Consider the following 12,055-nt stretch of genomic DNA (forward strand, 5'->3'; position numbering starts at 1 on the left):
ACCGCCGGGAGCCACGCGGCGGCCCCGAGCGTCGTACGCGCTCAGCGAAATGTGACCCGTTCACGGCATACCCGAAACATCCCCGTGGTTGTATGTCATGACACCGCCAGGAGTGACGCACCGAGGAGGCATGACCATGGCTACCGTTTCCCCCGCAGAAATCGACGTCATCGAGAGCCGTCTGACCGCCGCCGACCGCTGCGACTCGTGCGGAGCTCAGGCCTACATCGCCGCCGAGGTCAACGGTAGCGAATTGCTGTTCTGCGCACACCACGGACGTCGCTACGAAGAGAAGCTCCGCGAGGTGGCCACGAGCTGGCACGACGAGACCCACCGCCTCAGCGCTGACTGAATGGCTTCGCTCGATCCGCGGACGCGGATGCGCTATCGGGCTGCGCGTGCCCGGCGCATAGACATCCGGGCCCTGTGGCAGCGTGCGCGCGAAACCGCCCAGGAGCATGACAAATGGACTCCGGCGATCCTCGCCGACATGCTCTGGTCAGCTGGCGTGCGGCAGGTCGGTTTCCAGGACTACGTCGACTATGACTTCGCGATTCTCAATCGCGAAGAACGCGCGACATACATGACGCACCCGGTGTCCAACGAGCTCTCGCAGCGCTACGACGATCCTCGCTTTCGCGCTCTCTTTCACGACAAGATCGCGTTCAACCGGACGTTCGCTCCGTTCCTTCGCCGTGAGTGGATGACCATCACGCCGGAGAACGCGGCGGAACTGCGCGATTTCGTCGAGCGCAACGGAACCGTTGTCGTGAAGGAGCCGATCGGTCAAGCCGGGTCCGGCGTGCACCGCTACCACGCCGAAGACGTGACGGACTGGACGATGTTTCACCGCGGCCTGCTCGAGCGCGGCGAACTCTTGGCCGAGGAGGTCATCACGCAGCATCCGACGCTGGCGTCGTTCTGCCCGGGCACCGTCAACACGACGCGAGTGACAACGTTCTTCGACGGCGAGCGGACACACATCCTCGCCATGGCCCAGAAGTTCGGGCGCGGTGCCGTCAGCGACCAGATGAGCTTCGGAGGGTTCTACTCGATGCTCGACGACCACGGAAGGGCACTGGGCCCCGGCTACGACTCACACGGACACGTGCACGAGTTCCACCCCGACACCGGAGAGCGCATTGCGGACTTCGTCCTGCCGATGCTCGACGACGTGACCGCCTTCATCGACGAGGTCGCGCGGGTCGTCCCCACCGTGCGGTACGTCGGCTGGGACATCGTCGTGTCACCGACAGGTCCGGTGCTGGTGGAGGGCAATTGGGCCGCCGGGGTGTACGAGAACAAGCCGAGCGTCACCGGCATCCGCACCGGGCACAAACCTCGCTACCGCGCTGCGATCGGGTTCTGACCCTCAGGCGGAGCGAACGATACCGAGGGGCGTGGACTGGTGTCCCTGGCCCAGGGGGTTATCGCGCAGCACCGCGAGCAGCGTCTTCTCCTCTGCCTTCGACAGGGTCGAGCCGAGGATGTTCCCGCCGAGGTCGTTGATATCGACGATGGCCACCTCAACGCCCTCGGGGAGCAGACCCTTCAGGTGGTGCGCGACGTCTCGAGGGCGCTCCGGGCCGAGCACGACAGCGCTGTTGTACGGGGGGATCGTGCCGCTTGTCGGACCGTCGATCGCGCGAGCCCGGTCACCGGCGATCCGGTAGAAGTCGCCGGAACGCCCGAACGCCTTCGTCACTGCCGAGACCGCCGCGGCGAACAGGATGCGCGGCGTGCCGCACTCGCGCAGGGCCATCTCCATGGTCTCGGGCATGCCGAGGCCGATTCCGTAGGGCGTTCGCGTCACGTACCGCGACAGGAATCGCGCAAGCTTGCGCGGCTCGATGTCCTCGACGGCGAACGAACGCCCCTGAGTGATGGCGACGATCTTCTCGGTGACGAACAGGGTGTCGCCCGTTGCGGCGTACTCGAGGGCGTACTCGCGGATGATGTCATCCAGGTCATCGCCGGGCATCACCACGCGCGTGCGGATCGGAATCCGCCGATAGCGCGCGCCGTCGATCTCGACTTCGAGCGCTTTGCCCTCGTTGGCGACGCCGGTCATTCCAGATAGTCCCGCAGCGACTGCGACCGCGACGGGTGGCGAAGCTTGGCCATCGTCTTGGACTCGATTTGTCGGATCCGTTCCCGGGTCACGCCGAACGTGTCGCCGATCTGGTCGAGCGTCTTGGGCTGACCGTCACCGAGCCCGAAGCGCATGCGGATGACACCCGCCTCACGCTCGGACAGGGAATCCAGCAGCGACTCGAGCTGACGCTGCAGCATCGTGAATCCGACGGCATCCGCCGGCACGACCGCCTCGGTGTCTTCGATGAGATCACCGAACTCGCTGTCGCCGTCCTCACCGAGCGGGGTGTGCAGCGAGATCGGCTCGCGGCCGTACTTCTGCACCTCGATGACCTTCTCGGGAGTCATGTCCAGCTCGCGGCTGAGTTCTTCGGGGGTGGGCTCCCGACCGAGGTCCTGCAGCATCTGGCGCTGCACGCGGGCGAGCTTGTTGATGACCTCGACCATGTGCACCGGGATGCGGATGGTGCGCGCCTGGTCGGCCATGGCGCGCGTGATCGCCTGACGGATCCACCACGTGGCGTACGTGGAGAACTTGAAGCCCTTCGTATAGTCGAACTTCTCGACGGCACGGATGAGGCCGAGGTTGCCCTCCTGGATGAGGTCGAGGAACTGCATCCCGCGGCCCGTGTAGCGCTTGGCGAGAGACACGACCAGGCGCAGGTTCGCGCCGAGCAGGTGGCTCTTGGCGCGCTGACCATCGCGCGCGATCCACTGCAGGTCCAGACCGAGCTGGCTCGACTTCTCGGCCGGGCTCATGTTCGACAGCTTCTCTTCGGCGAACAAGCCCGCCTCGATGCGCATCGCCAGCTCGACTTCTTCGGCCGCGTTCAGCAGCGGAACCTTGCCGATCTGCTTCAGGTAGTCCTTGACCGGGTCGGCAGTGGCCCCGGTGATCTGCGTGGAATAGATCGGGACGTCATCCTCGTCGTTCGAGGTGATGACGATGGCGCCACTCGGGAGCGGCTCGGTGAAGACAGGCTTACCGGGCGTCTCGTCGTCGTCCGAATCGTCGTCGCCGTCCGCGGTGTTCTTCGATTCGGGCGCATCGACCGCGTCGTCGGACGGCGCGGCGTCGGATGATTCGTCGTCCGTGCTGTCGTCGTCGCTATCGATGTCGGCTTCGTCGAGTTCGACGTCGTCATCGATCTCGTCCGACTCGTCGTCTGAGTTCTTCGCGCCTGCCTTCTTCGGGTTGGCCTTGCCTCCCGCGGCGCCGCTACGCTTCTTGGCGGCGGCCGGACGCTTGCGGGCCGGCGTCGTCGCGACCTCGTCGTCGCGCTCGATCTCGGGAGCCAGCTCGTCCGCTTCGGCCTTCTTGGCGCGCGTGCGGGTGGATGTCGTGCTTGCGGTCACGTTTCGCCTCTCAGCGCACGGCGATCTTGTTGCCGCGCTGTTGGTTTCGGACGCTAGTAAGACCCTTGTCAAGTCCCACGGCGTCTCACGGCCAGGGTGACAATGGGTCGAACCACCATTGTCTCATACTCCGCCCGCGCTCCCCGGCCCACTCCCCCGGCCTGCGCGAACGTCTTGTGAAGAGAACCGCGGCGTTGATCCCCGTATTCCCAGACGCCGGAATCTCGCAACCGACCGGCTCGTGGCGGGAGCGGTGTTCAGCCCTTGTCGTCGTCGCCGGCGGGGCGGGTTGCCAGGTAACGCTCCAGCTCGGCGGCGATCTCATCCGCCGTCGGAAGGTCGCCGGTGTGGATGATCGGCGTCGCGTTGGTCGCGCCGGCCATATATGCGTCGTAGCGCTCCTCGAGGGACTCGATCATTCGCTGCAGTTCATCGCTGCCGCTCACCTGCTCCTGAACCTTCTCGAGGTACTCCCGATTCTCGTCGCGCAGCTCTTCACCGGCGAAGACGAGGCCCGTCGCGATCGTGATGCTGTCCAGTGCAGCCAGCGCCGCTGCGGGGAACTGTGTATCTGCGAGGTAGTGAGGGACGAGAAGAACGAAACCCGCGACATCCGCGCCCGTTTCAGCGAACCGGTACTCCACGAGGTGCCCTACGGTCGCCGGTACCTGCGTTTCGGGCTGCCACACCGAGTGCGCAGCCGTCAGCTCGGTCCGCGTGCCGCTGACGGTCGTTCCCAGCGGGCGGGTGTGGGGCACGGGCATCGGAATGGCATGCACCCACGTCACGCTCGAGACCTCGAGTTCGGCCGCGAGGTCGAGGACTGCCGCCGTAAAGGTGTCCCACGCGAAGTCCGGCTCATAGCCGGTGAGCGTGATGAACGGTTGACCGAGCGAATCGTGCACGAGTGAGAGCTCCAGCCGCGGCGGCCGGTAGTCGGTGAGGTGGTCGTGCTCGAAGGAGATCACGGGGCGACGGGCGCGGTAGTCGAGCAGGATGTCGTTCTCGAACACGGCGATCGGCGTCGGCTCCAGCTCTTCCCGCACGTACGAGATCACCCTGCTCACCGCGGATCCCGCGTCCGTGAAACCGGTCAGTGCAATCACCAACGGCAAACCGGCGGGCACCGGCGGAGCGCTGGCGACGCGGTGGTAGACGGGTACCGACAGAGTCATGCCACCATGCTAGGCGCGCGCTCACGTCGACTGCCCCGTCGCGTGCCGCTCATAGCGAACAGGCCCCGACCTAGGATGAGGTCATGGCCTGTCCTGTCGTCGAATTCAGCGAAGCCCCGGTAACCGAACACGACGCAGAGGCGGTGTTGATCGTCATCCCGCTCCTTTCCGCCACGAGCGGGGACGACTGGGCGTCCCTTCCGGGCCTGCGCGAGACCCTCGAGTCGATCGGCTTCACGGGCTCTACCGGAAGCTATGCGCGCGTCGCTGCCCCTCAGCTGTTCACGGCCCCGCTCGCCGTTGTCGGATCCGGTTCCGAGCGGGACGCGGCATCGGTTCGGAACGCCGTGGGTGTCGGATGCCGCACTCTCACCGGGTTCGCTACCGTCGCCGTCGCGACGCCCTTCCACCCGACGCTCGAGGCGACACTCGCCGCGGCCGAGGGCGCCGGACTCGGCGGCTACAGCTTCGCGAGCTTCAAGAAGGAACAGCCCAAGCCTCGCGCCACCCGCGTCACCGTTCACAGTGCCCATGCGGTCACCGACGAGGACGCAGCCCAGGTCCGCGCCGCGATCGAGGCCGTCGCTCTGGTGAAGGATCTGGTGACGACTCCCGCCGCCGCGCTCGGACCGGCTGACATGGCCGCGATGGCACAAGAGCTCCTGGCGGGCCTGCCCGCGACGGTGCGCGTGTGGGACGAAAACGCCCTCGCCGACGACGGATTCGGCGGAATCCTCGGCGTCGGCCGAGGCTCGACGCGGCCGCCGCGGCTCGTGCGCGCGGAGTATGCCCCGGATAACGCGACCCGCCATATCGCGCTCGTGGGCAAGGGCATCGCGTTCGACTCCGGTGGACTGTCGCTCAAGCCCGCTGCCGGCATGGTCGACATGAAGTACGACATGTGCGGCGCCGCGACGGTTCTGGCCGTGCTGCGCGCCGTCGCGGCACTCGGGGCGCCCGTGCGGGTGTCGGCCTGGCTGTGCCTTGCCGAGAACATGCCCTCGGGGACGGCCACGCGCCCGGGTGATGTCCTGAGGATCGCTGACGGCACCACGGTGGAAGTACTTAACACGGATGCGGAAGGCCGGCTCGTCCTCGCTGACGGTCTCGTTGCCGCACGTCGCGAGAATCCGGATCTGATCGTCGATGTGGCAACGCTCACGGGCGCGATCACCACCGCGCTGGGAACACGGCACGCCGGAGTGATGGGCGATGACGATGCTGTGGCTCGATACCTGGCGGCAGCAGGCCGCGTCGACGAACTGGCCTGGCAGATGCCGCTGCCCGACCACATGGTCGACGAACTTGACTCTCCCATCGCTGATCTGCGCAACGCCAAGGTCGGGGATCCCGCCGGCGGATCCCTGTTCGCAGGCCTGTTCCTGCGCCACTTCGTCGGAACGCAGGAGAGCGCGGATGGCACGGGCACTCGCATCCCGTGGGTTCATCTCGACATCGCCGGCGTGGGCATGAACAAAGGAGGCCCGTTCGGATTCACCGACAAAGGCCCCACCGCGGCCACCACCCGCAGTCTCATCGAGTTCGTGCTCAGCGAGGCGCAGCGATGAGCGAGGACGCATTCGACGTCGTCGTTCTCGGCGGCGGATCCGGTGGCTACGCCGCCGCACTTCGCGCGCGAGAGCTCGGTCGCACGGTCGCCCTCGTCGAACGTGACCAGGTGGGCGGAACCTGCCTGCACCGTGGCTGCATCCCCACCAAGGCGCTCCTGCATGCCGGTGAAGTCGCGGATGTCGTTCGGCATGCGGACCACCATGGCGTGCGGGCGAGCTTCGAGTCCGTCGACATGCTTGCCGTGCACGAGTACCGACGCCGCATCGTGAGCAAGAAACACGCCGGACTGACGAGCCTGCTCTCTTCGCGCGGAGTCGTGACAGTGCCGGGCGAAGGTCGTCTCGAGCCCGATCGCCGCGTCCGTGTCGGAGAACGTGTTCTCACCGGATCAGACATCGTCCTCGCGACCGGGGGCCGATCCCGGGAGCTTCCCCAGGTCCCTGTGGGAGGGCGAGTGCTCAGTAGTGATACCGCGCTCGAACTCGCAGAGGTTCCGCACTCGGTCGTGATTCTCGGCGGCGGAGTGATCGGAGTCGAGTTCGCCAGCCTTTGGCGGTCGTTCGGGGCAGAGGTCACGATCGTCGAGCCCCTCTCGCGCCTCCTGCCCGCAGAGGACGAAGCCAGTAGTGCGGCGCTTCTGCGTGCCTACCGCAAGCGCGGGATCGAAGCGACACTCGGGGTGTCATCCACCGAGGTGATCGCCGGGTCCGATGAGGTGACGGTGGCCCTTTCGAACGGCTCGAGTCTCACCGCCGACGTCGTGCTCGTCGCCGCGGGCCGTATGCCTCGCACGTCCGGTCTGGGCTTCGAGGATGCCGGCGTCGAGCTGAGCGACGGATTCGTGGTGACGGATGCCGAGCTACGCACGACCGCCCCGCATGTGTGGGCGGTCGGGGACATCGTCCGCGGCCCTCAGCTGGCGCACCGTGGGTTCGCCCACGGCATTGCTGTGGCAGAGCGCATTGCGGGTCAGTCGGTGGCTCCCCTCGATGACACGACGGTTCCCCGCATCGCCTACTCCAGCCCGGAGGTCGCGTCCGTCGGCCTGACGGTGGCCGCGGCGATCGAACGATTCGGCAAGGACGCGGTGCAGGTCGCCGAGATTCCGCTAGCTGCCAACGCGAAGAGCGAGATCCTCGGAACGTCCGGGTTCGCGAGGGTGGTGCGCCGCCGCGACGGCCCTGTGCTGGGCGTGCACATGGTGGGTGACCGGGTCGGCGAGCTGATCACGGAGGGCCAGTTGCTCGTCGGGTGGGACGCCCATCCCGAAGACGTTGCGCCCTTCATCCACGCCCACCCGACCCAGAGCGAGGCGCTCGGTGAAGCGCTCCTCATGCTCTCGGGCAAACCGCTGCACGCGCTCTGACGACGCTGCCACGGGAATCACTAAGCTGGAAACGACATCGGCATGCTGAAGGAGACAAACTGATGAGCACTTCCGTGGTCCTCCCCGCACTCGGCGAGAGTGTCACCGAGGGAACGGTCACCCGCTGGCTCAAGAAGGTCGGAGACACGGTTCAGGCCGATGAGGGGCTTCTCGAGATCTCGACCGACAAGGTCGACACCGAGATCCCGTCGCCCGTCTCGGGCGTGATCGAAGAGATTCTCGTAGACGAAGACGAGACCGTCGAGGTCGGGGCGATTCTGGCCAAGATCGGCGACGGTTCGTCCGCGCCGTCCTCGGATGCCCCTGCGCAGGAGGCGCCCGCGGAAGCGGCGGCGCCTGAGCAGCCTGCGGCTCCGGAGCCAGAGGCCACTGCGCCCGCAGCAGAGCCCGCGCCCGCCGCGGCACCGGCTGCGGATGCTGCACCCTCGGGTGAGGGCAAGGACGTCGTGCTTCCCGAACTCGGCGAAAGCGTGACCGAAGGCACCGTGACCCGCTGGCTCAAGTCCGTCGGCGACGCTGTCGAGGTGGATGAACCGCTGCTGGAGATCTCGACCGACAAGGTCGACACCGAGATCCCCTCCCCCGTCGCCGGGACCATCCAGGAGATCCTCGTGCAGGAGGACGAGACCGTCGCGGTCGGCGCGACCCTCGCCCGGATCGGTGATGCGGCTGCGTCGACGCCGGCCCCCGCCGAGGCCCCCGCACCGAAGGCCGAGCCCGCCCCCGAGGCGAGCACGCCCCAGCCGGAGCCGGAGAAGCCCGCCGCACCCAGCCGCACGGCCGAGACGCCGGCGACCTCTTCCGAGGTCACCGAAGCGGCCGCCGCCGACGCCGGGACTGAGGGTGAGGGTGAGGGCAAGACCTACGTCACGCCGCTGGTACGGAAGCTCGCCCAGGAAAAGGGTGTGGATCTGTCGAGGGTGAAGGGCTCCGGCGTAGGAGGACGCATCCGGAAGGAGGACGTGCTCGCGGCCGCCGAGTCGGCGACTGCTCCTGCATCCGCCTCGCAGGCCCCTGCCCGTGCCGCGCGCGAGGTCTCCGAGCTTCGCGGCACGACGCAGCCGATGTCGCGCCTGCGGAAGGTGCTGTCGGAGCGCGCGGTCGCGTCGATGCAGTCGACGGCGCAGCTGACCACCGTCGTCGAGGTCGACGTGACCAAGCTCGCGTCGTTCCGCGATGCCGTCAAGGGCGATTTCCAGAAGAAGACCGGCGACAAGCTGTCGTTCCTGCCCTTCTTCGCGCTTGCCGCCGCGGAGGCTCTCCAGGCCTACCCCGTGATCAACGCCACGGTGGACGAGGGATCGATCGTGTACCCCGCGACGGAGAACCTCTCGATCGCCGTGGACACCGAACGAGGGCTTCTCACTCCGGTGCTGCGGGATGCCGCGACGAAGAACCTCGCGCAGATCGCACACGAGATCGCCGACCTGGCCGCGCGCACCCGCGAGAACAAGCTCAAGCCTGACGAGCTCGCGGGAGGAACGTTCACCCTTACCAACACAGGCTCACGCGGCGCGCTCTTTGACACGCCTGTCGTCTTCCTGCCGCAGTCGGCGATCCTGGGCACGGGAACCGTCGTCAAGCGACCCGGTGTCGTCCAGGTCGACGGCAAGGATGCGATCTCGGTGCGCTCGTACGTCTATCTCGCGCTGTCCTACGACCACCGGATCATCGACGGCGCCGATGCGGCACGCTTCCTCGGCGCGGTGAAGTCGCGTCTGGAAGAAGCGGACTTCACTGGCGACCTGGGGATCTGACAACTGACGGAGTAGTTCAGGGTCGCGTCGTGCGACTACGACGATGGCTGCTGCGCGAGGTCGAGTACCTCCCGCAGCAGCCATCTGTCATCATGTCGGGCCACGACGATCAGTTGCGGCGCGTAGCCGTCAGCCTCCGCGCGGATCACGGCGACATCGCCGTATTCATCGACGAGGTGCAGTGAACGCTCGATGGCGGGCGCCGTAGCGGCTCCCGCCGAGACGGTCAGATCCGCACGCTCGGCAATCGTCTGGATGCAGGCGGCATCGCCCCCACACGTGGTCACGGCATCCAGCATCTGCGCGGTGACGCGCGGCAGATCCGTCGCGGCCGCTTCCGCCTGTTCGCCGGCGCTGTCCGGAGCGCTCGCCAGCGACGCGTCCGGGCTCGCTGTGCCGCGTGGGTCGGCGACCGCGACCTCCTCCAGCGGACTCTCCGATCCGGGGACGAAGACCGTGAACGCTCCCGCGAGCACCGCCCCGACGACTGCCGCCGCGGCCAGGATTCGCCCACGGCGCCGTGGGCGATTGGTCACCGGTGTCCGGCGCAATGCGCGCAGTGCGCCGCGCGCTGACGCGGCCACGTCGGAGAGTGTTTCCTGCCAGCCGCCATCCCCGCCGCGCACGAGACGATCGAAGGCCCCCGGCTCGATGTCCCGCGATGCGACCGGTGAGGATCGCCACGCGGCATCACCATCCGCCGCGCCCGCGGAGGGTGGGAGCCGCATCGGCGCGTCCGCATCAGAGCAGGGACGCAACGGCCCGGGCTCGGCCCACTCGAAGACGGCACGTTCACAGGCGTCGATCCCGCCGCTGCGTGCATCGTCCGCGAGCACGAGTGCGATGATCGCCTCCAGTGCGGCGCCGCCGTGAGCATCATCGACGCGGAGGCGACGCAGGATGCGGCACGCACCCGCATCCGCCCGTTCTCCACCGGGGAGGATCGCGAAGACGGGTCGGGCGGTCGACGACAGCCACCAGGCGCCGCACGCTTCGTGACCCCCGGCGGTGCGCAGCTCAGATACTCCCCGCAGAAGACTGATCATGATGGTGGCGCACTCGGCAGGCGTCAGCGGCGCACGCGCGGCCTCCCTCGCGTCGATGTACACCTCGAGGGGCTCCCGACAGGCTTCGACCAGCGCTCCGGTCGCCGCATCCGAGCCTGAGGCCCCCATGTGCACGGCGTCGATCGCCCGAAGCACATGGGTGTCCTCCCGAGGGGTCCAGAACAGCTCCCCGACGGGTATCTGATCCGGGTCAACGAGCAGATGAACGCCGGTCGGGCTGCGAACGAGCGTCCCCGCGTACGGCGACTCGCGGACAGTCACGCGCCGCAGCGGTGTGAACGCGATCAGGAGAGGATCCTCGGTCCACGCGGGCGTTGTCTCGCTCATGTGTTCAGCCTGGTCGGGGGCGAGGGGCTACGCGGCGCCGGCAGCGCGGATGCGGACAAGGACAGAACCACGCGTGCTGGGGAGGAACGCTGAGGGTTCTGCGCCTACCCGCCGGCCGTCGACCAGTGACGACCGTCGCGCCCGGGTAGTCTGGAGGGATGGCAGCACGCGCGTCCTCCTCGAGCCGGAGACCGGGATTCTTCTCCCAGCTCCGAACCCTCTACACGTTCACGCAGCAGACCTACCGCGGTCTTCCCTGGATGCTCGTCGGCGTCGTACTCGCCGGCACAGCGCTGGGTGTCGGTCTCGGATTCTTGATCCCGCCGGTGGCTGTCTGGAGTGTCATCCTCTGGGGTGTCACGGGTCTGCTCTTCGGCATCCTGATGGGCCTCACGCTCACCACCCGACTCTCGACACGTGCCATGTACAAGCGGATCGATGGTGTTCCCGGTGCCACGGGACATGTCATCTCCACGTCGCTCGGACGCGCTTGGCAGGCAAACGAGACCCCCGTGGGCGTGAACCCGAAGACCCAGGAAGCGGTCTACCGCGTCATCGGCCGAGGCGGCGTCGTGATCATCGGCGAGGGCGCACGGGGTCGCCTGACCCGCCTGGTCAACGACGAGCGCCAGAAGGTGGCTCGAGTCGCGTCGGGCGTCCCGCTGACCGTGCTCTACGTTGGGCACGGAGAGGACGAGGTGCCCATCTCGAAGCTCGCGACGACGATCAAGAAGCTTCCCAAGAAGATCGACCGCGCCACGATGGCCGCAGTCATCAAGCGTGTCGACTCGGTGTCCCAGTCGCTCACCTCGCTGCCGATTCCGAAGGGTATCGACCCCACGAAGGTTCGGGCACCGCGCCCTCGCTGAACCCGCCCGGTCGCTTCGCTGGCTCTCAGCGGCTGCGGAGCAGAACGGTTCCCGCCGCCTTGTCGTGCAGTCCCCGTTGGTCGGCATCCCAGATGACGGCGGGGATGACGATGATCAGCAGAAGCGTACGGATGATGGGCCGCCACACACCCACCCAGCCGCCTCCGACGCGCTGGAGGGTCAGACCGAAGATGCGATGACCCGGGCTGCCCTGCAGTGTCGGGAGAAACGCGATCTGGATCAACGCGAAGATGGCGAGGATCGCCAGCGGATCCCACGCGAAAAACCCCGAGATGAGGTAGGCCGCGCCGTAATCGACGAAGAGGGCACCGACCCGACGGCCGAGGCGCCCGATCGACCCCGGACCAGACTCGGGCACGCCGAGCCGCTCGCCGGGATAACTCTGCGAATCTGACGTCACTGCATGAGCCTATCCGGGGCCCTCGTAACA

At 67.4% G+C, this 12,055-nt stretch carries 11 protein-coding genes; 6 read left to right on the forward strand and 5 right to left on the reverse strand.

Annotated features, from left to right (window positions below):
* Positions 1-136 precede the first annotated feature (136 nt).
* Together ACSGC5_RS03725 and ACSGC5_RS03730 are read left to right on the forward strand one after the other, a co-directional pair.
* Positions 137-352, forward strand: coding sequence for a DUF7455 domain-containing protein (locus ACSGC5_RS03725; RefSeq protein WP_434969264.1), 216 nt, complete (start codon positions 137-139; stop codon positions 350-352).
* Positions 353-1,369: a sugar-transfer associated ATP-grasp domain-containing protein gene (locus ACSGC5_RS03730; RefSeq protein WP_434969265.1), complete on the forward strand. Its 1,017-nt coding sequence runs from the start codon at positions 353-355 to the stop codon at positions 1,367-1,369.
* Positions 1,370-1,372: 3 nt separating this feature from the next.
* On the opposite strand, the gene ACSGC5_RS03735 is transcribed toward ACSGC5_RS03730, so the two are convergent.
* The 3 genes from ACSGC5_RS03735 to ACSGC5_RS03745 form a co-directional block, all read right to left on the reverse strand.
* Positions 1,373-2,071: a coenzyme F420-0:L-glutamate ligase gene (locus ACSGC5_RS03735; protein ID WP_434969266.1), complete on the reverse strand. Its 699-nt coding sequence runs from the start codon at positions 2,069-2,071 to the stop codon at positions 1,373-1,375.
* On the reverse strand, positions 2,068-3,450 hold the full coding sequence (locus tag ACSGC5_RS03740; RefSeq protein ID WP_434969267.1) for an RNA polymerase sigma factor: 1,383 nt from the start codon (positions 3,448-3,450) through the stop codon (positions 2,068-2,070). The genes ACSGC5_RS03735 and ACSGC5_RS03740 overlap by 4 nt, the downstream gene beginning before the upstream one ends.
* Before the next feature lie 257 nt (positions 3,451-3,707).
* On the reverse strand, positions 3,708-4,625 hold the full coding sequence (locus ACSGC5_RS03745) for a proteasome assembly chaperone family protein (RefSeq protein WP_434969269.1): 918 nt from the start codon (positions 4,623-4,625) through the stop codon (positions 3,708-3,710).
* Positions 4,626-4,708: 83 nt separating this feature from the next.
* Here ACSGC5_RS03745 and ACSGC5_RS03750 point away from each other — a divergent pair, with 83 nt between their 5' ends.
* From ACSGC5_RS03750 to sucB, 3 genes are all read left to right on the forward strand, one after another.
* Positions 4,709-6,193, forward strand: coding sequence for a leucyl aminopeptidase (locus tag ACSGC5_RS03750; RefSeq protein WP_434969270.1), 1,485 nt, complete (start codon positions 4,709-4,711; stop codon positions 6,191-6,193).
* Positions 6,190-7,563, forward strand: coding sequence for a dihydrolipoyl dehydrogenase (gene lpdA / locus ACSGC5_RS03755; protein WP_434969271.1), 1,374 nt, complete (start codon positions 6,190-6,192; stop codon positions 7,561-7,563). Before ACSGC5_RS03750 ends, lpdA begins: the two co-directional genes overlap by 4 nt.
* A 62-nt stretch (positions 7,564-7,625) precedes the next feature.
* Complete coding sequence (gene sucB / locus ACSGC5_RS03760; protein ID WP_434969272.1) at positions 7,626-9,341, forward strand: 2-oxoglutarate dehydrogenase, E2 component, dihydrolipoamide succinyltransferase; 1,716 nt, start codon at positions 7,626-7,628, stop codon at positions 9,339-9,341.
* Positions 9,342-9,376: 35 nt separating this feature from the next.
* Here the strand turns inward: sucB and ACSGC5_RS03765 are convergent, their stop codons facing one another.
* Complete coding sequence (locus ACSGC5_RS03765; protein WP_434969273.1) at positions 9,377-10,735, reverse strand: hypothetical protein; 1,359 nt, start codon at positions 10,733-10,735, stop codon at positions 9,377-9,379.
* A 158-nt stretch (positions 10,736-10,893) separates the two neighbouring features.
* On the opposite strand from ACSGC5_RS03765, the gene ACSGC5_RS03770 reads away from it, so the two are divergent.
* Complete coding sequence (locus ACSGC5_RS03770) at positions 10,894-11,604, forward strand: DUF4191 domain-containing protein (RefSeq protein WP_434969274.1); 711 nt, start codon at positions 10,894-10,896, stop codon at positions 11,602-11,604.
* A gap of 25 nt (positions 11,605-11,629) precedes the next feature.
* On the opposite strand, the gene ACSGC5_RS03775 is transcribed toward ACSGC5_RS03770, so the two are convergent.
* A complete protein-coding gene (locus ACSGC5_RS03775) occupies positions 11,630-12,025 on the reverse strand; it encodes an RDD family protein (protein ID WP_434969275.1) in 396 nt (131 codons plus the stop codon).
* Positions 12,026-12,055: the final 30 nt, after the last annotated feature.

This window comes from Microbacterium sp. bgisy207, assembly GCF_965345035.1.
Taxonomy (GTDB): domain Bacteria; phylum Actinomycetota; class Actinomycetes; order Actinomycetales; family Microbacteriaceae; genus Microbacterium.